We start from the raw sequence: 23,234 nt of genomic DNA on the forward strand, positions 1-23,234 counted from the left end.
CTAATGTGTAATTTGGGTTTAACTATACTTTACACCAATTCAGTTTACTACATAATCTGCTTAATGATTGGTAGTTTTGATTTATATGGTGGATAGCGTAATGGAACATCTGGCCAAGTAACTTTATTGACTACACCTTTATAATGGGTAAAAGTATCAAAGCTGAATTTACCATGATATGCTCCTAATCCACTGTTGCCAACTCCTCCAAATGGTAAATTGTGATTCACTACATGAGAAATGCAATCGTTGACACAACCTCCACCAAATGGCATGTTCTTAATTAGTTCTTGTTGTGTTTTATAATCGTTGGAGAAAATATAAAATGCTAATGGTTTTTCAAATTGCTGAATAATGTTTACGCTTTCGTCAATATCATCTACTACTAAAACTGGTAGTATTGGTCCAAAAATTTCATCGTACATGGTTGGATGGCTTAAGCTGTCAATTTCTATAAGCGTTGGAGCAATGTATCGTTGTGATTTGTCGACATCGCCACCTACTATAATATTGCCGTCTTTAATCATGTCTGCCAATCTATCAAAATGTCTATCACTGATAATTCTTGGAAAATCTGGACTTTCTTTTGGATTAGTACCATAAAATTCTCGGACAGTTTTAGCAAAAGCAGTATAAAATTCATCTTTTATTTGCTTGTTCAATAATAAATAATCTGGTGCTACACAAGTTTGTCCAGCATTAAAAAATTTACCAAAAGCAATTCGTTTTGCAGCTAGTGCAACATCTGCTTTGCTATCTACAATACAAGGACTCTTGCCTCCTAACTCTAATGTAACTGGCGTAAGATATTCTGCTGCTGCTTTGGCTACAATTTTTCCTACTGGTACACTTCCTGTAAAGAAAATATAATCGTAACGACAAGCCAACATTTCATCATTATTGCTATGTTCATCTAATACCGTAATGTAATTTTCATCGAATACTTGTAGTATTTTTTGCATCACTTTATAGGAATGCATTGATGCTCTTGGTGGTTTTACTACAATGGTATTTCCTGCAGCCATAGCTCCAACCATTGGTACTAATGTTAGTTGTACTGGATAGTTCCATGCACCTATAATTAAAGCAACGCCATAAGGTTCTGCGTAGATATAATTTTTTGATGGGAAGTTGGCAATATTATCTTTAACTAATTGTGGTGTTGTCCACGCTTTTAAATGTTTTATCATGAAGTCTATTTCATCATAGACCATTGCTATTTCTGAAGTATAAGTTTCAAAGGCCGACTTTTTAAAGTCTTGATACAGTGCGTTGATAATAGCAGACTCATTTTGTTTAACTGCATCTTTAAATTTCTTTAGTTGTTTTAGTCTAAAGCTAACTGACTTGGTTTGATGCGAATTAAAGAATACTCTTTGTTTATCAATAATTGATTGAATGCTATTAGCAACTGTTGTAGCTGTCATGATATTTTTATTTTAAAATTATACTTTTTTATCTGGAATTCTTTCTTTTTCGTTTCTTCCTTCAAAAGAATCCATAGAGTTATAAACACCTAACCAATCTGCAAAAACATCAAATATTTTAGTAGGCATTATTCCTTTAAATATAGGAACTAAACTTAGATTTCCAGGTTCCATAATTATAATCTCATTTTTCTTAACTGCTTTAATAATTTTCTCTACAATTTCTTCTGGTTGTAATAATGGAAATAACATTGGTGCTTTTACGCCTTTAAACATACCTGTATCTATATAACTTGGACATATAGTAGTAACATGAACATTAGTTTTTGCCTGTTCTAGTTCTTTTCTAAGTGATTCACTCCAACCTAAAACAGCCCATTTACTTGCTGCATAAACAGATCCTTTTGGTAAACTAATAAATGAAGAAGCAGATGCTATATTAATTATATGACCTTTGTTTTGTCTAATCATATCTTTAATAAAAACTCTAGTAACATGCATTACTCCATTTACATTTATATTGATTGTTTTTTCAATATCTCTTGAATTATATTCCCAAAAATATTTTTTACCTGCTACAATTCCTGCATTATTAAATAAAATATCTATATTTCCTATATCTAATAGTACTTTAGTAGCGGCAGATTCTATATCTTTTACATCTGCAACATCTACTACATAAGTATGTACATTGTTATAGCCACGATTGGCAAATTCTTTTTGAGTTTTGGCTAAGTTTTCTTCGTTGATATCCCATAGTACCATAGTGGCACAACCTTCTTGTAAACAACTAAGTGCCATTAGTTTTCCTATTCCGTTGGCTCCACCTGTTACCAATACATTTGTATCTTTAATTTTAGACATGATAATAAAGTTTAATAGTTTAAAGTTAAATGAAAATAATCTATTTTGTATAATGTAGTTTTATTTCTTAACTTAAGATAGTTTTTTAATGAAGCAATGATTTAAATAGATTATTGATTTGCCATAAAATTAAATTATTGCTTTTTCATATAAGACTCTACTAAACTTTATTACTCAACTCTAATGTAGCAAGTATTTCACAGAAGCTATTAGAAGATTCGGCTTTGAATTTTATGTATTATAAAAGGACTATATTATAATATAGACAACTATAAGCAGAGCAATCAGAGACTAACAACTAATTCCTATCTTTGTACTATGGTTTTAGTTGATACGCATACACATTTAAATGATGAGCAGTTTAATGATGACAGAATTGATATGCTTTCAAGAGCATTTGCTAAGCACATTAATTATATGCTGATTCCAAATGTAGATAGTACGACTATTGATTCAATGCATTTATTGTGTCAGAAGTTTCCAAAACAGATTTTTCCAATGATGGGCTTGCATCCTTGTTCTGTGAAAGCAACATCTTACAAAGACGAATTAGCTATAGTTCAAAATAAATTAGAAAATAACAAATACATTGCTGTTGGTGAAATTGGTATTGATTTATATTGGGATAAATCTACTCAACAAATACAAGAAGAAGCGTTTCATATTCAGTGCGATTTAGCTATACAACATCAATTGCCAATTGCTATTCATTCTAGAGAAAGTATTCCACTCATAATTGATATTTTAAAAAGCAGAACTCAAAATCCGAGTGGTGTTTTTCATTGTTTTACTGGAAATGAAACCGAAGCTAAACAAATTATTGACTTAGGTTTTTATTTAGGCATTGGTGGCGTAGTTACTTATAAAAATTCTGATTTAAAAAACACGCTACGCAATATTTCACTACAACATCTCGTTTTAGAAACAGATGCACCATATTTGCCACCAGTTCCCTATCGTGGAAAAAGAAATGAAAGCAGTTATATTACACTAGTGGCAGAATTTTTGTGTACCATATATCAATTATCTTATGATGAAGTTGCTGCTATCACTACACAAAATGCGAAGAAGTTGTTTAATTTAGAAAAATATATTAAAAATTTATAGTATGAAAAAACATATTTTAATATTATTGAGCATTGCATTACTAAGTACTGCTTGTAAAAAAGAAAATAATCCGAAGTTAATTTTTAAATTCAAATTTGATTCTACTCAAACTCGACTCAATAACTTTGGACAAACAGCTACAATTCCTGCCAATCATGGAACACAATCGCCAATTATGCATGGCATGAGTGCTCACTATATAGAATTGGCACCAGACTCTTTAACACAAATTGGCAAAGGTGATATTCTTTATAAAGCATCTGAAACTTCACTTGGTGGTGAAAATGCTATTGATTTCTCTAAAGCAATTATAAAAGGCAATGGAGAAATTTTTTATAGTGTTCCGCTTAAAAATGTAACTGCTGGAACTTATAAATGGTTGCGTGTTTCTTTAGCATATCAAAATTATGACATACAATTTAGATATAGAGCCAACTTGCCTGTTGTTGGCTTGGTTGATGAAATGTTAAATGCAGAAGTTGCTTCTTTTGTTGGATTTAATACTTATATTACATCATATAATATTAAAGGAGAAACCATAACTGTAAATGGCAATAGAAAACAAGGTTATGGTGCTGCTAAAGCGTATAACATTCCTTACGATATAAATGTTCCTGCTTTTTCATGGCAAGCTCTAGCTGGTGCAACAACTGTTCCAAATCCAATAAGTTTAACTTCGCCAATTCCTGCTGGTTCTTGTGTTGTTACTGGTCGATTTTTATCTAACTTAACTATTACTGGAAACGAAACCGAAGATATTGTTATTGTAGTATCACTTTCTGTAAATAATAGTTTTGAATGGTATGATGTATATGGCGATAATATTTTTGAACCTGTTGATGGTATGAATAATAATGCTAAATTAGACTCTGTTGTAGATATGGGAATTAGAGGTTTAATTCCTTATAGAGAATAAACTACATAAGTTTATTTTTCATTAGAATTATTTGTTTATATTGTTTTTTTAATTTAAATTTGATTAATAAAAACAAAGTAATATGAAAAAGTCAAACTTAATTATCATCTTATTAACACTGATAGCAAGTGTAAGTTGTAACAAAGAACAAATTGTAGAGCCAAACACAAGTCCTAAAAATTTGGGAACAAGTTATAACAGTTCTTCTCAAATAGATGCACTAGAAGAAACAACAACAAATAATTGGAAACAGTCCTATGATGCAACTGCTTGTACTACAAACCAAGGAGACCCTGGAGTAATATGTAAAAATGGTGGTGGAGGTACCTGCTCGCAACCAACAGGTTGTGTATCAATATTTGGGCTATATCCTAATACACCAAAAGAAGAAGTAATGAAATATTGGAATAGTTTGCCTAAAGAAACAAAATAATATTTATGAATAAATATTTTATTTTAATTGCAATATTATTATGTATTGCCTGTAAAATTACTGACAAAAAATACAAATTAATTGAAACTAAAGTAAACATCAATAATCAATTAGATTATCAGTTGATAGATGTTAGTTTTGTTGATAGTGCAAAGGTTGCAGGTGGTAAATATGCCGTTAGTAATCTCTTTATAAAAGACTCTAATGAATATATTGCATTTGTAAATCAGAAAGATAGTTTATTTTATTTATATAATATTACTCAAGAAAAAACAATATTAACATATCCTGTAATGAACCGTTTTATAGGAGGAACATATATAGTTAGTTTAGACACTATTTTTTTATTGGATTTTGATAGTATTTCTCTGCTACATAATAATAAAATTATTAACTCATGGAGTATTAATTATGATACGAATACCGTAGCATGTTTAAGTCAGCTAGATCAAAATATTCCCTATTTTAATAAAACAACACAAGAATTAATAGTAGAACAATATGGTTGTGGTTATGATTTTGATTCTGATTCTTTTTTTACAGTAAGTCCTATTGCCTTTTTTAACATAAAAAACAGTACTCACAGAACACCCAATATTACTTATTCTAAAAAATATTTTACCAACTATTATGGCTTTTTAAACAAGGCATATATATCTAATGATAATAAAAATATTTATATATCTTACCCTATAGACCCAAATATTTATATTGTTGATTTAAAAACTTTAGAACAAAAAATAGTTGGTGGAAAAAGTACTTACCAGTTAAAAGATGCCACGCCTTTAGATGGAAAATATCGTGATAATAAATATGGAGATAAGAAAATACAACATTTAGTTACTGCTTATGATTATAGTAGAGTTTATGTTGATCCATACAGAAAACTATTTTATAGATTTTATACTGATGCTATTCCTGAAAAAAACGAAGATGGTCTATTTAACTCTTTAAAAGATAAGGATGTAATATTGATGGTATTTGATGAAAATTTCACCTTAATAAATGAATTTAAGTTTCCAAAAAAAGATGGCATCTTTACCAATTTTGGTTTGGTTGGTAAAGATGGATTTTATATTATAAAAAATGCACAAGTTACTTTGCTAAAAATAAATGGCTTATAATGTTAAAAACTACTATACAATATATTATAATTTTATTATTATTCTCCACTTTTTTACTTATTTCTTGTAAAAGAACAACTAAATTTGATAGAGAAGCGTATGTATTTCGTTATTTAAATGAAATACAAAATTTTCCAACAAAAGATACTAGTTTTTACTTATTTATTATAAGCAATTCTGCTTGTAATTGCTCTGGAGATTTGAATGTAATTTTTAAAGAATTAGATTTAAATACAACGGAACAAAATAAAATATTTGTTTTTGCAAAAGAAGATTCTATATTGGAACAATCCATTCAAAAAAATATTAGAAAATATAGTATTATAATAGACAAAGATAGTAACTTGCGAAAATATGGACTAAATAATGCAACTCACTATTTTTTTGATATTAAAAATGAAAAAATTATTTATTGGAATAATATAGACAATTCGCTTAAAGACGAAATAAAACAGTATATAGAAAAAAAGAAATAATCTTATCTTCTAAAAAACTACTTAAACCAATTATTAAAGTGTATGGTTTTACTGTTGAAGTGGTATACATTACTTATGTCTACAAAAGCTCCAAAACCACATTCTATATCTGTTGATTTTTGTTCGATGATTAACTCATTGCCTTGAAACTTAAATTGTATAGTACAAACATCTTCTTCGTCTGAATAAACAAAACAATTATCTGCTTTATTATAATTGGCAAAACCAGACAACTCTCCTATGTGATATCTTGGAAATCCATCAGTATAAAATAAAGAAAATGCTATTTTTGTTGCACTGATTTGTTTTATCTCGCAAGTACCATTTACACCATTTTCGTTTAATGGAATTTCAAGTTCTTTTTTCTCTTCATTAGAAAGTTCTAATATAGTATAAGTACCAGTATATTTCTCTTTTACATATTCTATATAATCACATTGTTTTAAATCAAAAGTATAAACCAAGTTTTTATTTTTGTAGTACCACTTTCCTTTAAATTCATTAGCATTAATACTTCCTACAAATTTTTCATCTGACGATTGATTAGTTACTGTTTGCAAAGTAAGTAGTTCGTTAGCAAATGTTCCTGTCAGAAATATTGGTTGAAAAGAATTTTCATAAAAATAAGTAGCTATATAATCTTCGTTACTATTTGTAACTTCCATCATTATATTGTATTTATTATTTATTTTTCCGTAGTAATATGTTTTTTCGTACTTGGCAAAAACATTAATAAATACAACACAAGCAGTCAACAAAAAACTAAGTTTCATGTTTTATGAGTTTTAGTACATTAAAGTAAATAAATATACTATAAATAAAGTACAATAAAAATGCCAAAATTATTTCTAGTTTGTTATTATTATAAAACAGTATTATATATAATATAAATCCAACTAAAGTTATAATAAGTTTAAAAACTACTGTAGCTAATGAGTTGGCTGTTTTTTTACTAGCATCTATAGCTTTACTAGAAAATGACATTTGAATAATAACAATTCCTAAAAACAAAAAAAGTGCATTAAAAAAAACAATGGCTATTACTAAACTTTCATCTACTTGCACTGCAAAAAAATACGATAGCAAAAAAACAACTACTGCTTCTACTATAAATTTTAGCAATACTTTAAAATTATAGTTCAACTATTTTTTATTTAATGATTTTACAATTCTATACAAAGCACCAAACAGTCCTATCATAGAGAATGCTAATAAAAATATAGGAAATTTAATTTGTAGTCTTTTATCTAAAAAGTAACCTGCAGCTGCAAATACGCCAATAATGGCAAACATCTCGAAAGCCATTCCGCTGTATTGCAAGTAATCTTTAACCGTATTACGCTGTTTGAGCGGTTTCTTTGTTGGCTTGTTGAGCGACATTTAATTTGGTATTTGCTGGCTTTGGCATTAAGCTTCCTTTTATAGTAGCACCTTCTTCTATTACTACTTTATCGTATTGTACATCACCTTCAAATTGTGCCGAAGCTTTTAAGTACAATAATCCATCTATCATTACATTGCCTTTAACACTTCCTTCAATAATTAAATCTTTCGAAACAATATTACCAATAATACTTGCTGTTTTTCCTACCACTACTTTTTCTTTGCAATGTACATCTCCACTAACTTTACCATCAATTCTCATATCGGTATTTGCTTTAATGTTGCCTTGTAATTCTGTACCATTACTAATGTGATTGGCAACCATGTTTAACGCAGATTTTACTTCATTTCTAGAAAACATATGCTTATTTTTTATAATACTTAATTGGATTTACTTGCTTTCCTTGATACCAAAGTTGATAAACAAATCCTTTTTCATTGGCAGCAATTTTAGCCGATTCCTTTACAAATGTACCAGTTTTTAATGAATTTATAGTAATATTTTTAAAAATAGACACCAAATCGTGCTCGTGTTGTATAGCCAAAGTAGTTGTTCCATCATCATTATCTATTAGAACAATTACTTTTCCATCTAAAGGATTTACAATAGAGTCGCCTTTAGCATATTCAATTCTTTTGTGTTTGTCAGAATATTCTTTTTTGATTTTGTTAGTACTTGGTGCTGTAATTTTTAAATTACCTAATACATTTGTTTTTGCATCTTGAATATTTTTGTTCAAGTCTGCATTTTTCAACCCTTTTTCTATTTCATTAATAAAAGCAGCTTCGTTTACAGTAACTGCTACCAAGTAACTAGAGTCTATAGATGGTGTTTTAATCTCTTCATCTCTTTTTACTGTTCTTGCTTCATCTTTCAATACTGCTTTAATATCTTTTACATATTGCTCGTAATCGTCAATTTGTTTTTCTAATTGCTCTGTTTTTAAACTCAACTCTATTGCTTCTTTCCTACTACTAGTAGTTCCATAACCAGGAATATATCTTTTAAGTGGCGTATAAGCAATCAGCAAGAAATTTAGAAACATAAAAAGAGCAATTAAAATACCACTTATAGTAATTATGTTTAATAAATTGAGTTCAAATACAAATTTTACAGCATAACTTATGTCATCTACTATCTGAAAACGGTATTTTAACCTTAATTTCTCCCAAAATTGTTGCCATTTAGATTTTTTATCTATCATATAACATAATTAAAATAATTTCACTTCTTTAAGTAAAATAATTTTTAGAAATTGCGTTAAAATTAGCGAAATTATTTGAGCATGTCCTTTAAATATTCTAAAAAGTTGTGGCTATTACTAATAATAGCAATTTTACCTTTTTGCAGTTTTGCTCAAAAAAAGAAAAAAAGTAAAACTAAAAGCAAAAGTCAGTACGAACAAGCCAATTTCGTACAGAAAGCATATGGCGATATTACTACTCGTAACAATTGGTACTTTAATGCCAACGAGTTGTATAAAGATATTTTGCATCGAGCAGATAATACAGCAGATGTAGATTACGCTACAATCATTCCGTTTTATTTTCACGACAAAGATTTATCTAGCTATGCCAGCGAATTTCAAACCATTGAAAAGAAAATGGGTATTGTATTGCAAATTAGAAATTATGGCAGATGGCGAGACAATTGTTATTTGCTGCTAGGAAAATCGCAGTACTTAATGCAAAAATATGATACTTCTTTAATTACTTTCCAGTACATAGTTACCACTATGAAACCAGACAAACTCAATGCAAAAGTTGGTTTGAGCAACAAAGAAAGAATGAAGTATTTAAAACAAAGACAAAAAGAAATTGCTAAGAAAAATGATGAAAAGAAAAAGTTTATAGAGTTTAAGTGGAAAGAACAACAAAAAGCCAACGAACAGAAAGTGGAAGATGCTAGAGATAAACAACAAGCAGCTATTGAAAAAAAGAAAAAAGAGTTAGAAGAAATTATTAAAGCCAAGAAGAAAATAATTGCTCTTAGAAAGAAAGGCAAAAAAGTTCCTGAAAAACTCATAGAAATTGCAAAAGGAAAATCTTCACAAGATACTATCATCAATACCAAAATTGAAGATAAAGTAGATGATAAAAAACCAAACTTCGATCCAAAACTACCTTATGTTTTAATAGATGACGAATATGTAAAAAATCCTTTTTATAAAGACACTACCAATAGAGATGAAGACAAACCATTAGAAAATTTATTGTCTAAAAAAGAAGAAGAGCAATGGGACAAACTGAGTTTTTGGGAAAAAATCAAACACAAGAAAAGTAGACCAGAAGCTTTGGTTTGGATGTCAAAGTCTTTATTAGAACTCAATAGATATGCAGATGCTCAAAGTATGATTGCATACGGAAAAGCACTTAGAAAACTAACTAAAAAACAAAGAAAAGATTTATATTTAGTTGATGCATATTATCAATTGAAAAGAAACAATATTCTATTAGCTATTGAAAAGCTAGAAAATGCAATGATGCTCATTAAAAAGAAAGATGAAAAAGCACATTACGAATTTATCTTAGCACAGCTCTATAGCAAAAACAATCAACCAGCAGATGCCATTGACTATTTTGAAAAATCTATCAAACATACAGTAGATGAAAGAATGTCGTTTTACTCAAAACTAAATATGGCAAAACTCATTGGCGAGTATCCAGAACTAGCGTCTACTGATGCAGAAAAAATGCTCAACAAACTAGTTCGTTTTGGCAAAAATAAAGAACAAGCAGATGAAGTATACTATCAATTGGCTCAATTGTATTTAAGCGAGCAAGATACAACTCAAGCTATTGAAAGTCTAGTAACTTCTATCGAAAAAAGTATCAGCAACCAAAATCAAAAAGGATTGTCGTACTTAAAATTAGCTCAACTTAATTACGACAGAGAACAATATGCCAATGCAAAAGGCAACTACGATAGCACTGTTACATTTTTAAATCAAGAAAATGAAAACTATGCAGAAGCAAGTAAAAGAAAAACAATTTTAGATGAACTAAATACTTACATTACTAATATTCATATTCAAGATAGCTTACAACGACTAGGCAAAATGTCTGATAAAGAATTAAAAGATTATTTAGCATCGATTGAAGCTGCTAAAGAAAAAGCAGAAAAAAAGAAAAAGAATTTAAGTATAGAAGACAATAATATATCTATTGTTGATCCAAGTGCTATTCAAAGTTCAAGTTCATATACTTCAAACGGATTGTGGTATTTCTATAACGACGATATTAAAGGCAAAGGATATACACAATTCAAATCAATTTGGGGCGATATTCAGCTACAAGCCAACTGGAGAAGAAGTCAGAAATCTGCATTTGAAGAACAAACAAATCAAAACAACACCAATAATAATACCAATACTAATAATCAAACAACAAATACTAAAAAAGATACTGTAGTACAATATAAAATACCAAAAGCGCCAGAAGAATTTATTGCTTCAGATAATATCATTGCAGAATCATTATACAAATCTGGAGAAATATTTAAAAACAAGCTCAACAATATTCCTAAGTCAAAAGCAATGTTTGATGAACTCATTAAACGATTTCCCAATAGCGAGTACGATGCCATTGCACACTACTACTTACTCTTAATTTATAAAGAACAAAATTATAATGGATTATCTGATAAAGAAAAACAATATATTTTAGACAACTATCCATTAAGTGAAATTGCAGAAAAAATTAAACTCATAGATGCACCAAAAGCAACTGTAGAAGCTAATGCCAATGCAGCTAAATCTTTCTATGCTACTACTTTCGAAGCATTTCAAAATGAAGACTACGACCAAGTAATTGCCAACAAATTAGTTGCAGTAAAAAAATATAATGGTAGTGCAGAAATTCCACAGTTCGATTTTCTAGAAGCTTTATCTTATGGAAAAAAACAAGACCTAGTTAAATACAAAAATTTACTATCAGATATTATTATCAAATATCCAAACACAGCAGTACAAGCAAAAGCACAAAACTATTTAATGACGCTTATTCAGTTTCAGAAAGGCATAGAAGATACTACTGCCAACATTCAAGAACAAAAACCAATTGTAGATACTATTACAAGACCAAAAATAGAGTTTGTTTATGATACTACCGATTTCTTTATTGCCATTCGACTAAAAGACCAATACATCAACATTAAAAATGTACTGTCTAAATTACAAGCATTCAAAGAAAGCGAAACACCAGATACTAAACTTAAATTCGATCCTGTTTTCTTAGAAGGAAACAAAGCCATCATCTTAGTTAAAAAATTTGATACCATTGAAGAAGTTACACCAATATTAATGAAGTTAGAACTGAAAAAACAACTCATCTTTGGTGATAAAGCAAGCAAGGTAGATTGGTTTGTTATTTCTAATCAAAACTTTAAACTCATAAAAAGACAAGAAGATTTTGACGAGTATCAAAATTATTTCTTTAAAAATTATATTAATAAATAATGAATTTTATAAAAAAACTACTTTCTCCTAAATATTTGTGGGGATATTTTATTGCAGCCATAGCTTTTGTAAGTTTATTTTTTCTCTTTGTTAGATTAGGTTTATTTGGAAAACTACCTACATTCGACGAAATCGAAAATCCAAACAGCAACTTAGCATCAGAAATCTATTCAGCAGATTCTGTGCTAATTGGAAAATACTATGTCAACAATCGTAGTAATATTGCTTTTTCAGATTTATCACCTTGGTCAGAAAAAGCACTTTTAGCAATAGAAGATGAAAGGTTTTATAACCACTCTGGTGTCGATTTAGAATCTACTTTCAGAGCCATAGTCTTTATGGGAAGTAGAGGTGGTGGTAGTACCATTACTCAGCAATTGGCTAAAATGATGTTTCATAGAAGACCAAGCAACTTAGTTACTAGGGTTATTCAAAAATTAAAAGAATATATATTAGCATTAATGATTGAACGAAGATATACCAAAGAAGAAATCATTGCTATGTACTACAATATGTTCGATTTTACTTACAACGCAGTTGGTATAGAAAGTGCTTCTAGAATTTATTTCAACAAAAAGCCAAGAGAACTCAACATAGACGAAGCTGCAATTTTTGCAGGAATGGCACAAAATCCAATACTACACAATCCAAAAAAATTCCCAGAAAATGCAAAAAAAAGAAGAAATACCGTTTTATACAAAATGCGAGAGTTAGGTTATATTACTAATACGCAATACGAACAAGCCATTAATAAACCAATAAAGTTAGACTATCATCCAGAATCTGCTAATGATGGTATTGCTCCATACTTTAGAACAGAATTGTCTAAATTTTTAAAACAGTGGGCAAAAGATAATCCAAAAAGTGATGGAACAACTTATAATATTTATACAGATGGATTAAAAATATATACTACAATTGATAGTAGATTGCAACAACATGCAGAAGCTGCTGTTATAGAGCATCTAAAGAAACATCAAAATATAATCGATGCACAGTTTAAAAGTGGTTGGAATCCTTGGAATAAAGAAATAGGTAAAAAAATATTGCTTAGAAAATGTAAAGAAACAGAACATTGGTACGCACTTAAACAAGCTGGTTGGTCGGACAAAAAAATCGAGGAATTCTTTAAAAATGATAAGAGAGAAATGGAACTTTATACTTATAATGGTATGAAAAAAGTTACTGCTTCTTCCTACGATTCTGTAAAACACTATCAATCTATGTTACAAGCTGGTTTTATGGTTACTGAACCATTTACTGGCTTCGTAAGAGCTTGGGTTGGTGGACCAAATTACCAGTACTTTAAATTTGACCACTGTACCAATCAACGACAAGTAGGTTCTACTTTCAAACCAATTGTATATACACTAGCAGTAGATAACGGTTGGTCGCCTTGTATGGTTATTACACCAGGCAATGGTTGTATAGGAAGCTGGTGTCCTAGAGGTGGAAGTGGCGGTCCACAAACATTAAAAATGGCTTTAACTAAATCAAACAATAAAGCAGCAGCTTATATTACACTAAAATTTGGTGTAAAAGCTTTAATAGATATGGCAAGAAGAATGGGTATTACTTCAGATTTACCACCTTATGGCCCAATTTGTTTAGGTGCTGCAGATATTTCTTTAATAGAAATGATGCAAGTATATAGTACATTTCCTAATGCAGGAATTAACTCAAAACCTATATATATTGTTAGAATAGAAGATAAAGATGGCAATGTTATTCAAAACTTTACTACAGAAATGAAAGAAGTATTAAACGATAATATTGCATACAAAATGGTAGAAATGATGAAAGGACCAGTTGGTCCTGGTGGAACTGGTGCTTCATTAAAAGGCAAGTTTGGTTTATCTGGAATTGAAATTGCAGGAAAAACTGGTACTACGAATAACAATACCGATGCTTGGTTTATTGGCTACACACCACAATTAGTTGCTGGTGCTTGGGTTGGTTGTGATGAGCCAATTATTCATATTTTGTACACAGGAAACGGTATGGGTTCTGCTGCTGCAATGCCAATATTTGGTAAGTTTATGAACAAAGCATATAACGATAAGTCTATTGGGTTAGATAAACAAGCCAAGTTCTTTAAACCATCTAACGAGCAGTTGTTAAAGAGTGTCTGCGATGATGATGAAGTAGAAATTCAACTTGACGACAGTGGTAATTGGTTAGATGCACCAGAAGAAAACTACGATACAGAATATAATTTAGGTGATTAATTTGTAGAGAAGAATTAACCGTCATTCGAAATTTTGAGAGATACAAACAAAATTGTGGTCTACCTGTCGGTAGACAGGCAATCTTAAAAACTACATTTTGGTTTGTCTCGACACAAAACAATTATTATAATCTGTAGTGAGGTAAGCATCATTCTTGAAAATTTCGTAGTAAAATGAAAGAATTTTTATCAAGAGTCTCTAAAGTCATTGCTGTGAAAACAACAATCTGTTGTAAAAAAGATTCCCAATCAAACCTTGCCTGTCGGCAGACAGGTTGAGAAAGACAATTTTAATTTTTATTTTGTACTTAAATGCATAACGAGTTAGCAACTATTGTAAAAAATTTACCAGAATTGCCTGGTGTTTATAGATATTTTGATAAAAACAACAAAATTCTATATGTAGGCAAAGCTAAAAATCTAAAAAAAAGAGTTAGTTCATATTTCTTTAAAAAACAAGAATCTACCAAAACAAAATTATTAGTAAAAAAAATATACAATATAGAATACAGTATTGTAAACAGCGAAAAAGATGCATTACTACTAGAAAACGAATTAATAAAAACACTACAACCTAAGTACAACATCAATTTAAAAGATGACAAAAGCTATCCATTTATAAAAATATACAACGAACATTTTCCTAGAATTGAATACACTAGACAATTAATAAAAGATGGTAGTCAATATTTCGGTCCTTACACTTCTTTATATCAAGTGAAGAATTTGGTGAATCTAATTAAGAAATTATATCCAATACGAAATTGTACACTTAATCTTTCACCAAAAAATATTCAGCAGAAAAAATACAAAGTCTGTTTAGAGTATCATATTGGTAATTGCCTAGCACCTTGCGTTGGCTATCAATCAGAAATAGATTATAACAATAACATTAACAATATAAAAGCAATACTCAATGGTAAGCTTTCAGAAATAAAAAGCATTATTAAAAATCAAATGCACGAAGCAGCCAATGAATTAAATTTTGAAACTGCCGAAGCATTAAAAAAACGCTTACAATTTTTAGACGAATACAGTCATCAGTCAATTATAGTAAATCCAAAACTAAATAGCATGCATGTATTTGGATATTACGAAAAAGAACAAAAAGCATGTGTCAATTATTTATTTATAAAAGAAGGATACATTACTAAAACCAAGCAACTCTATTTTAACAATCGACAAATAGAAAGCAAGGAAGATATTATTACTATGGCTTTTATTGAAATTTTTGGTACTGATGAAATAGCAGACGAAATTGTAATTCCGTTTGAAGTCAATACTACTTTTGATAAAAATTTAAAAGCAACTATTCCTAAAATTGGCGACAAAAAAAAGCTGTTAGACCTTGCTAATAAAAATGCAAAATATAGTTTACTAAAAGGAAAAAATATACAACAAGAAAAAAGCAATCGTTTGTTAGCAACAGTACAAAAAGATTTAAAGTTGAATGCACTTCCAACACATATCGAGTGTTTTGATAACTCTAACTTTCAAGGAAAATTTCCAGTTGCTGCTTGTGTAGTTTTTAAAAATGGCAAACCAAGTAAAAAAGACTATCGTCATTTTAATATAAAAACAGTAATTGGTGCTAATGATTTCGACTCGATGAAAGAAATTGTATATAGAAGATACAGCAGAATGATTGAAGAACAGCAAGCATTGCCACAACTTATTGTAATTGATGGTGGTAAAGGACAACTTAATGCAGCAATAGAAAGTTTAAAACAATTGGATATTTACAATAAAGTGCAAGTCATTTCTATTGCCAAGCGACTAGAAGAATTGTATTATCCAAACGATCCAATACCATTACATTTAAGTAAACAATCTGAAACTTTAAAACTAATACAGCACTTAAGAAATGAAGCACATCGTTTTGGTATTACCTTTCACAGACAAAAAAGAGATAAATCTACACTTAAAACAGCATTAACCAACATTGATTCCATTGGAGACAATACTGCAAAAAAACTACTCCAACACTTTGGCTCAATAAAAAACATTCAACAAGCCAACTTTGAGGAATTGGTAAAAGTAATTAATAAAAAACAAGCCAATAATATTATAGCATATTTTAAAACAAAAACGGACAACCAATAAAGTTGTCCGTCTTATTATTAATCATTTAAAATAAATCTAATTAATATTCCCACATGTCGTGTTCATAATTAAATATTTCTTGTTTCTTAGCTTCAGATTCGTATAAAATATCAATTCCAGATTTGTAATCTTGAATTCTGAAATCTTGAACATTATCAATTTTATAGATATAGCTAGAGAATAATCTTAATGAAAATACCTGATCCCAATTTAACAAAACACCATTAGGAAATGGATTAAATGCTTCTGCATTCACAAAAGTTTTTCTCAACGATGGAAAATAAGTCCAAAAAACTGGAACAACAGCTCTAAAGTTTCCAGTTGTAGGATCATAGTTATCTATCAAAGGACAAATACCCATAATCTTAACTTTCATTACAGAGTGTTGTTTATCAAAGTACCAAATTTCTTTAATTCTCAACTTATTTACATTATCCCAGTTTACCTCATTAGTAATAACTTTCCAATTTTGTAAACCAGTCAATACATCTGTTACTAAAATGGAATCAGTACTTCCTCCAGCTACACTCATTGCTTCTTCTGCACTAATAGGCACACTAAACTCATCGTCCATACCAGAATATACAGGTACTTCTCCACTTTTAATAGCATCTAATAAGATAGAAATAAAAGGACTTTTAGGCCATTTAAAGTGTAAATTCATTTTCTCTCTTAAGTCTATTACTCTCCAAACTGTTTTATACCAAAATACATCAGACTCTCTAATATATTCATCTGCCATAGGTGTTCTCTTTCCAGAGATTTCATTTTCCCACGGAAGTTTTAACACTTCAGTCTTTACATCAGCACTTGTTGTTACTGGAGTAGTTGGATTGCTTGGATCTTGTGCTTTAGCAGAAAAGATAAACAAACTCAACAATATAAACGACACTAAATATCTCATAATCTTTTAATTCTTATCTATTAATTTATTTTAAAGGCAATACCTGGTATTTTCCTAGTAACGCCATCAGGACCTCTAACTTTAATTTCTTCAAAATAGTAAATATCTCCTGGTTTTGCCTTATTGATTGCAGCTTGTGTAGCACCATTAAATACTGGTCCATTATTAGACAATACTGCTGGATCTTGCAATTTTGGCTGATAAAATACATTATAACTAATTACTTCAAATTTTGCATCAAAGTCAAAGTTTTCTAAATCTGCTAAAACACCATTTTGTGCTTTCAAAACAGCTGGATTAATTTGTCCACCTGGTTTTCCAGCTACCTTAGCAATTGGATCAGGAATCATTTTTACACGGAATGGAAATGTCCCATAAGTTTTACCACTAGCACTTACTGTTACATTGGTAGTTCCTTGTTGTGAAACTCTTACAGAGTATTTACCACCGCTACCAGAAACATTGCCACTAGACATTCCTACTTGTAAACTACCAGCAGCAATTCCAGCAGCAGAAACGGTAATTGGATTATCTACACCAATATAAAATACATTCATTTTATCTGGTGATACTGTTGCAAATGGTTTAGCAACAGTATATTTAAGTGGCTCCGTTTTATATGATGTTACTTGCCCTGTTTTTTGATTTTTAACAGAAACTGTAGCATTTACAGTATGTTCACCAACACCTGCTCTAGAAGTGTAGTGTGCTACACCATCTTGATTCACTGGTAAGTTACTACCATTTACATTAATACTAACAGTACCTTCTTTATTAGATGAAGTTGCAGCTAAGAATACATCTGCTTCAAAAGCTTCTCCTTCTAATACATATTTAGATGGTGATGCTATTTGTGCTGAGAAATTGTTAAATACAATTTCGTCAGGCATTAATTCCTCAGATTGACCAATTTTACTAAATAAGTAAGATAAAATTAAATTCTCTGAGTTCTTAACATCATTCTCAATTTTAGTCAACATAGAATAAGATGCAATTGCAGGCATTTGGTAGAATTGCTCTCTTACCCAATCTTTATTTCCATCAGTTGCTTTGGTAGATAAAGCAATTTGCGAGCCAACCAACTCTTTTTGAGGTTCATCTACATAAGCCATTAACTTAGCTAAAGTTTCATCTATTTTTTTCTTCAAAGTGTAACCTTCACCATTTTTTCCACTAGTACCTTCTACTAGATAACCAGTAGAAATATCCATATCATCTTTTCTTTGCATGATACCAAGTGGATCATCTGGATCTGGACCACCAGAATTATCTACGATATATTGCTTTAAGTTCTTAATATACGCTAACAAACCTTCTACATCTTTCATTGCTTGACCTGCTAGTGCTTCATATTTAGGAATACTTGCATTTGCTGGTTCTTTAGCTTTTTTCAAAGCAAAGGCATTATAAGTTGTATTAATATTTTGTTGAGCTATTTCATTTGAGTTACTTAAACTTTTATTGATAGTCTTAAAAGCGTTTAAGATTTCTGCAGAAACATTTAAAGCTAAGAGTGCGGTCAATACAAGATACATCATATTAATCATCTGCTGACGGTTCTCCTTAGGTATAGCCATAATTTACTTTTTTATTGGTTAAAAAATTAGAATAATAAGGAACAAATTAAGCTTTCATTGCAGCCAACATGTTTCCATAAACGCTATTCATTTTTTCTAAATTAGATGCTAAACCAGACATTTCTGTTTTAAATTTCTCTGTTTCACCTAATGAAGACTCTAAATTACTCATAGCATTACCTAAATTACCTATAAACTTATTCATAGTTTTAAGGTGATTGTTAGTGTCTTGTAATTCTAATTCATATACGGCATTCAATGCTGCTAAGTTTTTAGTAGCAGATTGTACTTGTTCATGATATTTAGAAGCATCTCCAGAAGCAGCAGCTAATTTACCCATGCCATCTGCAGCAGAAGCAAAAGCATCTTTAACGCCATTTAATGAAGTAGCAGCACTTTTAGCAGCACCAGCAAATTCATTAGACGCAACAGTTGCATTTGCCAAATCTCCTAATTTAGATACATTACTAGAAAAACCTTCTAAATTTTGACCAAATTTAGTTACTAAATTTTGATCTATTTTAGCTGCTTCCATCATTTTATCTAATTCTCCTGATAAGCTTTTTTTATTGCTAGGAGCAGAAGTTGCTAAAGCCATTGGTTCGTGACCATGTTTTTCTGAATCTATTTCCATTTTTTCATCATAAATATCTAAACCTGGATATAATTTTTCCCAGTAATAATCTGGCTCAGGTGGAATAAAAGCAGAAATTAAGAAGATAATTGCTTCTGTTAATAAACCTGCTGTTAACATATATGAGTAAAAAGGAATACCTGCAATTTTTGGATCAGCAATGTGTAAGATTTTTGCCCAAGCTCCGATAATTACTACAGAAGCTCCGATTCCAAACAAGGCATTTTTTAACTTTTTGCCACTTTTTGTTTTAAAGAAATTTGCCATAAAATAATTTTTTTTAATTGATTAGTTTAATTTATAAAACGATATAATTTTGAAATAATTGTTTAAATATTAGTTAAAATCACCTAAGCTTCTTCCTAAGAAAGGCAATATACATCTAAAACCAATATAAGATTTTGCAGAATCTTGATACTCTGATGATTTAACACCACACTGTAGAAAGTATCCTATATCTTTCCAAGAACCGCCTCTAATTACTTTTCTCTTCATAACTGTTGGATCATCTTCTTTAGCATCATATCTATAGTCTGGTTGTTCATCATGAACAAAGTTAGTTAAGTTATCATCATAAGCAGTAAGCGTCCATTCTGACACATTACCAGCCATTTGGTATAAACCATAGTCATTTGGCCAATAAGATTTAACACCTACAGTATAGAATCCACCATCTTCTGGATAGTTTCCTCTTCCTGGCTTAAAGTTGGCTAACAAACAACCTAAAGTATTTCTAATATAAGGACCACCCCAAGGATAAGGAGATAACTCTCTTCCGCCTCTTGCAGCATATTCCCACTCATATTCTGTTGGCAATCTAAATTCATCAATTGGAGCTTCTCTTTGTGCTAAACGATAAGCATTCCACTGCATTGTTCTCCAAGCACAAAATGCATTTGACTGATCCCAAGTTACACCAACTACAGGATAATCATCGTAAGCTGGATGCGTAAAATAAGCTCTAGTCATTGGTTCATTATAAGAATATGAGAAATCTCTAATCCAAACCATTTCATCAGGATAAACAGGAACTGTTTTTCTATCAATGAATTCGCTTCTAGGTTTATCTTTATTTGCTCTATCAGCAGCATCTTTCCATCTAAACCAAGTATACTCATAAGTTAATTTTCTAGGATCTAACTCTTTTTTACCATGAATTCTATCTGCTTCACTATAAAACATAGACTCTAGCTGCTCTCCTTCTTCGCTCATACTAGTACCAGAATTCCAATCCATATCAATTGGCATATCCCAATTAATTGCTTGTCCACCACTTTCTGATTCGATTAAGTGATCGCCACCTAATAACTCGTGAGCCATAGAATCTCTAACCCATTCTACAAACTGACGATATTCATTATTGGTAATTTCTGTTTCATCCATATAGAAACCTACAATAGATACTTGCTTTAGCTTATTGTTGAAGGCATAATTAATGTCTTGATCTGATGCTCCTGAGTGGAAAACACCTGAAGGAACATAAACCATACCATATGGCAATAAATTATTGTCCCAGCTTGGTCTATCTTGTGAACCAATTAACTGACCTTCGTAACCGCTCTTGCCTCCACAGCTGTTTAATAACATTACTACTGCTAACAGAATTATAGAAAAATGTAATTTTCTCATGTGTATACCTTTTTATATTTGGTTTTAAGTTGGTGAATTTAAAAATAAAAATAAAATTTTTTGTTATCAATCTTATTAATTTATCAAAATTTTAGCATTTTTTTCACAGAAATCTAGGATGATTAATCATTTTAGGTTGTTTAAACAAGTTTTTACTCTCTAAAAAGTAAGATAAGGAAATTTCGTGTGAACCATCATTTACTTGCTTTAATCCATTTAAATTAAAATCATAACTATATGTTAATTGTAAATTTTTCACTGGTGCAATCATTATTATAGGAGATAACGATTCGAATGAATTTTTATTATATCCTCTAACATTAATTCCTGCATCAATAAAATATTTAAAGCCAGCCATTAGTGTTATATCTGTCTGAATATTTTTAAAATCGGTAAGGAAATTTACAGCTGGTTTTAAGTGTATATTTTGACCTAATTCTACATTGCCTTTTGCTGTAAAATTAAGTGTTCTGCCAAATGTTGTATTCAAATTACTAATATTTCCTTGATATTCATATTTGTAATTGATTAGATTTTGTAATGCTACACCTAATTCAAAATATTTATGATGTAATGCTACACCAAAATCTAAAATTGGTGCTATTGATTTTACAGTATTACTAGATAAAACATCATCGTTATGATTAGTACCTGTAGAATAATCGCCTTGTGGTGTTACTAGTAAACTACCATCTAGTTTTGAGATATTGGCACCAGCTTGAATACCAATACCTATTTTAAATTTTTCTTTTATTGGTTGAATATAATTATATGCTATTGCTATTGCTGTTTGATTATATGCTCCTAACCTATCGTTCATAATATTTAATCCTAAACCACTACTAATTTGTGGTAGATAAATATCTGCTACTAGATTGAGTGTTTTTGGTGCTTTTTGAAGTTCTGTCCATTGCGTTCTATAGTTAGCCACAACACCTAAACCACCTTCTAATCCATTGAACGCTGGATTATACTTGTCTCGAAGTACGGTATAGTGTGTGCTAATAGGAACAATTTGTGCTTGAATATTTAGCACGATACTAGCGAAAAGAACAAATATGATAAATTTTATCTGCGACTTCATTGGTGTAAATGTAATAAAGAATTGGAACAAATTTATTTTTTATTGCCTACTTCTATATATTTTTTTATGGCATCTACAAGAGAAGGCGTATCTGGTAATGGTGCAAAAACATTTATTTTTAGTTTGTGCTGTGCTACTGCTTGTGCTGTAAGATTTCCATATATTGCTAACCTTGTTTTATCTTGCTTGAAATCTGGAAAGTTACTATACAAAGAATCAATAGCTGATGTATTAAAAAATATCAACATATCATATTTAACATCGCTTAAATCTGATAAATCTGATGCTACTGTTCTATACAAAGTTGCTTCTTTATAATTGATACTTGCTTTTTCTAACAAAATATTCAATGCTTTGTCTTTGGTTTCTGAACTAGAAATTAAGACTTCTTCATTATCATCTTTATATTTTTTTATTACTTCAATCAAGTTTTCCATCTTACCATTCGCAAAAAATACTTTTCGTTTTCTGTACTGAATGTATTTTTGTAAATAAAGTGCAATGGCTTCACTTAAACAGAAATATTTATTTTCTAGTGAGATTTTAATACGCATCTCTTCGCAAATTCTAAAATATTGCTCGGCAGAAGTTCTACTAGTAAAAATGATATTTTTAAATTGGTCTAAATATATTTTCTGATTTCTAAACTCTTTGGCTTTAATATCTTCCACATGAGTAAAAGGTCGCCAATCTAATTTTATTTTAAATTTATTGGCTAAATCTATATAAGGCGATTTACCTGTTTCTGGTTTAGGTAAAGAAATAAGTATCGATTTAACTGGTCTTGGATCTTCTGCATGCACTTTTACCTCTTGCTTTTTTGCTTGAGTTTTAGCGGTAGTTTTTGTTGTTTTATTTGAAGATGTTGTAGCCCTTTTTGCCATATATC

At 30.1% G+C, this 23,234-nt stretch carries 21 protein-coding genes; 8 read left to right on the forward strand and 13 right to left on the reverse strand.

The features are described 5' to 3' along the window. Nucleotides 1-47: 47 nt before the first annotated feature. Both H6553_13580 and H6553_13585 read right to left on the reverse strand, forming a co-directional pair. Complete coding sequence (locus tag H6553_13580; protein ID MCB9034862.1) at nt 48-1,427, reverse strand: aldehyde dehydrogenase; 1,380 nt, start codon at nt 1,425-1,427, stop codon at nt 48-50. Nucleotides 1,428-1,445: 18 nt separating this feature from the next. After that, nucleotides 1,446-2,291, reverse strand: coding sequence for an SDR family oxidoreductase (locus H6553_13585; protein ID MCB9034863.1), 846 nt, complete (start codon nt 2,289-2,291; stop codon nt 1,446-1,448). A gap of 318 nt (nt 2,292-2,609) precedes the next feature. Here H6553_13585 and H6553_13590 point away from each other — a divergent pair, with 318 nt between their 5' ends. The 5 genes from H6553_13590 to H6553_13610 all read left to right on the forward strand — a co-directional run bounded on the left by H6553_13590 (nt 2,610) and on the right by H6553_13610 (nt 6,347). Beyond that, entirely contained in the window at nt 2,610-3,398 is a 789-nt protein-coding gene (locus H6553_13590) for a TatD family hydrolase (GenBank protein ID MCB9034864.1), read from the forward strand. A 1-nt stretch (nt 3,399) separates the two neighbouring features. Further along, a complete protein-coding gene (locus H6553_13595; GenBank protein ID MCB9034865.1) occupies nt 3,400-4,314 on the forward strand; it encodes a hypothetical protein in 915 nt (304 codons plus the stop codon). A gap of 82 nt (nt 4,315-4,396) precedes the next feature. After that, nucleotides 4,397-4,747, forward strand: a complete 351-nt coding sequence (locus H6553_13600; protein ID MCB9034866.1) for a hypothetical protein — start codon at nt 4,397-4,399, stop codon at nt 4,745-4,747. Nucleotides 4,748-4,752: 5 nt separating this feature from the next. Further along, the gene (locus tag H6553_13605; protein MCB9034867.1) at nt 4,753-5,871 is read left to right on the forward strand and encodes a DUF4221 family protein; all 1,119 of its coding nucleotides are present in this window, start codon (nt 4,753-4,755) and stop codon (nt 5,869-5,871) included. Beyond that, entirely contained in the window at nt 5,871-6,347 is a 477-nt protein-coding gene (locus H6553_13610) for a hypothetical protein (GenBank protein MCB9034868.1), read from the forward strand. The genes H6553_13605 and H6553_13610 overlap by 1 nt, the downstream gene beginning before the upstream one ends. A gap of 17 nt (nt 6,348-6,364) precedes the next feature. Here H6553_13610 and H6553_13615 read toward each other — a convergent pair whose 3' ends face one another. The 5 genes from H6553_13615 to H6553_13635 are packed head-to-tail and all read right to left on the reverse strand — an operon-like array spanning nt 6,365 to nt 8,935. Continuing rightward, a complete protein-coding gene (locus tag H6553_13615) occupies nt 6,365-7,120 on the reverse strand; it encodes a hypothetical protein (protein ID MCB9034869.1) in 756 nt (251 codons plus the stop codon). Next, complete coding sequence (locus H6553_13620) at nt 7,110-7,490, reverse strand: hypothetical protein (GenBank protein MCB9034870.1); 381 nt, start codon at nt 7,488-7,490, stop codon at nt 7,110-7,112. Before H6553_13620 ends, H6553_13615 begins: the two co-directional genes overlap by 11 nt. Continuing rightward, the gene (locus tag H6553_13625; GenBank protein MCB9034871.1) at nt 7,491-7,652 is read right to left on the reverse strand and encodes an AtpZ/AtpI family protein; all 162 of its coding nucleotides are present in this window, start codon (nt 7,650-7,652) and stop codon (nt 7,491-7,493) included. A 31-nt stretch (nt 7,653-7,683) separates the two neighbouring features. Further along, nucleotides 7,684-8,091 carry a polymer-forming cytoskeletal protein gene (locus H6553_13630; GenBank protein ID MCB9034872.1) on the reverse strand — a complete coding sequence of 136 codons (408 nt, stop codon included), beginning with the start codon at nt 8,089-8,091 and terminating at the stop codon, nt 7,684-7,686. A 4-nt stretch (nt 8,092-8,095) separates the two neighbouring features. Next, nucleotides 8,096-8,935, reverse strand: a complete 840-nt coding sequence (locus H6553_13635) for a hypothetical protein (protein MCB9034873.1) — start codon at nt 8,933-8,935, stop codon at nt 8,096-8,098. Nucleotides 8,936-9,016: 81 nt separating this feature from the next. On the opposite strand from H6553_13635, the gene H6553_13640 reads away from it, so the two are divergent. From H6553_13640 to H6553_13650, 3 genes are all read left to right on the forward strand, one after another. Then, nucleotides 9,017-12,187 (forward strand): tetratricopeptide repeat protein, encoded by a 3,171-nt coding sequence (locus tag H6553_13640; GenBank protein MCB9034874.1) that lies wholly within the window; start codon nt 9,017-9,019, stop codon nt 12,185-12,187. Then, nucleotides 12,187-14,415 carry a penicillin-binding protein gene (locus H6553_13645; GenBank protein ID MCB9034875.1) on the forward strand — a complete coding sequence of 743 codons (2,229 nt, stop codon included), beginning with the start codon at nt 12,187-12,189 and terminating at the stop codon, nt 14,413-14,415. The genes H6553_13640 and H6553_13645 overlap by 1 nt, the downstream gene beginning before the upstream one ends. Nucleotides 14,416-14,726: 311 nt before the next feature. Beyond that, the gene (locus H6553_13650) at nt 14,727-16,517 is read left to right on the forward strand and encodes an excinuclease ABC subunit C (GenBank protein MCB9034876.1); all 1,791 of its coding nucleotides are present in this window, start codon (nt 14,727-14,729) and stop codon (nt 16,515-16,517) included. Between the two features lie 40 nt (nt 16,518-16,557). Here the strand turns inward: H6553_13650 and gldN are convergent, their stop codons facing one another. From gldN to H6553_13680, 6 genes are all read right to left on the reverse strand, one after another. Beyond that, complete coding sequence (gene gldN, locus H6553_13655) at nt 16,558-17,421, reverse strand: gliding motility protein GldN (protein MCB9034877.1); 864 nt, start codon at nt 17,419-17,421, stop codon at nt 16,558-16,560. Between the two features lie 20 nt (nt 17,422-17,441). After that, nucleotides 17,442-18,998, reverse strand: a complete 1,557-nt coding sequence (gene gldM, locus H6553_13660) for a gliding motility protein GldM (GenBank protein ID MCB9034878.1) — start codon at nt 18,996-18,998, stop codon at nt 17,442-17,444. A 46-nt stretch (nt 18,999-19,044) separates the two neighbouring features. Next, entirely contained in the window at nt 19,045-19,899 is an 855-nt protein-coding gene (gene gldL / locus H6553_13665; GenBank protein ID MCB9034879.1) for a gliding motility protein GldL, read from the reverse strand. 69 nt (nt 19,900-19,968) lie between these two features. Beyond that, the gene (locus H6553_13670) at nt 19,969-21,261 is read right to left on the reverse strand and encodes an SUMF1/EgtB/PvdO family nonheme iron enzyme (GenBank protein MCB9034880.1); all 1,293 of its coding nucleotides are present in this window, start codon (nt 21,259-21,261) and stop codon (nt 19,969-19,971) included. Nucleotides 21,262-21,364: 103 nt separating this feature from the next. Further along, the gene (locus tag H6553_13675; protein MCB9034881.1) at nt 21,365-22,345 is read right to left on the reverse strand and encodes a PorP/SprF family type IX secretion system membrane protein; all 981 of its coding nucleotides are present in this window, start codon (nt 22,343-22,345) and stop codon (nt 21,365-21,367) included. Between the two features lie 32 nt (nt 22,346-22,377). After that, nucleotides 22,378-23,229, reverse strand: a complete 852-nt coding sequence (locus tag H6553_13680; GenBank protein MCB9034882.1) for a uroporphyrinogen-III synthase — start codon at nt 23,227-23,229, stop codon at nt 22,378-22,380. Nucleotides 23,230-23,234 lie beyond the last annotated feature (5 nt).

The sequence above is a fragment of the Chitinophagales bacterium genome (assembly GCA_020636535.1).
In the GTDB taxonomy this organism is placed as follows: Bacteria; Bacteroidota; Bacteroidia; order Chitinophagales; family JADIYW01; genus JADJSS01.

Bases quoted from the DNA above. Each gene is read 5' to 3' on its own strand.
- gldM (MCB9034878.1), bottom strand. From the start codon at position 18,998: ATGGCTATACCTAAGGAGAACCGTCAGCAGATGATTAATATGATGTAT.
- H6553_13675 (MCB9034881.1), bottom strand. From the start codon at position 22,345: ATGAAGTCGCAGATAAAATTTATCATATTTGTTCTTTTCGCTAGTATC.
- H6553_13630 (MCB9034872.1), bottom strand. From the start codon at position 8,091: ATGTTTTCTAGAAATGAAGTAAAATCTGCGTTAAACATGGTTGCCAAT.
- H6553_13645 (MCB9034875.1), top strand. From the start codon at position 12,187: ATGAATTTTATAAAAAAACTACTTTCTCCTAAATATTTGTGGGGATAT.
- H6553_13595 (MCB9034865.1), top strand. From the start codon at position 3,400: ATGAAAAAACATATTTTAATATTATTGAGCATTGCATTACTAAGTACT.
- H6553_13640 (MCB9034874.1), top strand. From the start codon at position 9,017: ATGTCCTTTAAATATTCTAAAAAGTTGTGGCTATTACTAATAATAGCA.
- H6553_13615 (MCB9034869.1), bottom strand. From the start codon at position 7,120: ATGAAACTTAGTTTTTTGTTGACTGCTTGTGTTGTATTTATTAATGTT.
- H6553_13610 (MCB9034868.1), top strand. From the start codon at position 5,871: ATGTTAAAAACTACTATACAATATATTATAATTTTATTATTATTCTCC.
- H6553_13650 (MCB9034876.1), top strand. From the start codon at position 14,727: ATGCATAACGAGTTAGCAACTATTGTAAAAAATTTACCAGAATTGCCT.
- gldL (MCB9034879.1), bottom strand. From the start codon at position 19,899: ATGGCAAATTTCTTTAAAACAAAAAGTGGCAAAAAGTTAAAAAATGCC.
- H6553_13585 (MCB9034863.1), bottom strand. From the start codon at position 2,291: ATGTCTAAAATTAAAGATACAAATGTATTGGTAACAGGTGGAGCCAAC.
- H6553_13670 (MCB9034880.1), bottom strand. From the start codon at position 21,261: ATGAGAAAATTACATTTTTCTATAATTCTGTTAGCAGTAGTAATGTTA.
- H6553_13605 (MCB9034867.1), top strand. From the start codon at position 4,753: ATGAATAAATATTTTATTTTAATTGCAATATTATTATGTATTGCCTGT.
- gldN (MCB9034877.1), bottom strand. From the start codon at position 17,421: ATGAGATATTTAGTGTCGTTTATATTGTTGAGTTTGTTTATCTTTTCT.
- H6553_13580 (MCB9034862.1), bottom strand. From the start codon at position 1,427: ATGACAGCTACAACAGTTGCTAATAGCATTCAATCAATTATTGATAAA.
- H6553_13625 (MCB9034871.1), bottom strand. From the start codon at position 7,652: ATGGCTTTCGAGATGTTTGCCATTATTGGCGTATTTGCAGCTGCAGGT.
- H6553_13635 (MCB9034873.1), bottom strand. From the start codon at position 8,935: ATGATAGATAAAAAATCTAAATGGCAACAATTTTGGGAGAAATTAAGG.
- H6553_13680 (MCB9034882.1), bottom strand. From the start codon at position 23,229: ATGGCAAAAAGGGCTACAACATCTTCAAATAAAACAACAAAAACTACC.
- H6553_13600 (MCB9034866.1), top strand. From the start codon at position 4,397: ATGAAAAAGTCAAACTTAATTATCATCTTATTAACACTGATAGCAAGT.
- H6553_13590 (MCB9034864.1), top strand. From the start codon at position 2,610: ATGGTTTTAGTTGATACGCATACACATTTAAATGATGAGCAGTTTAAT.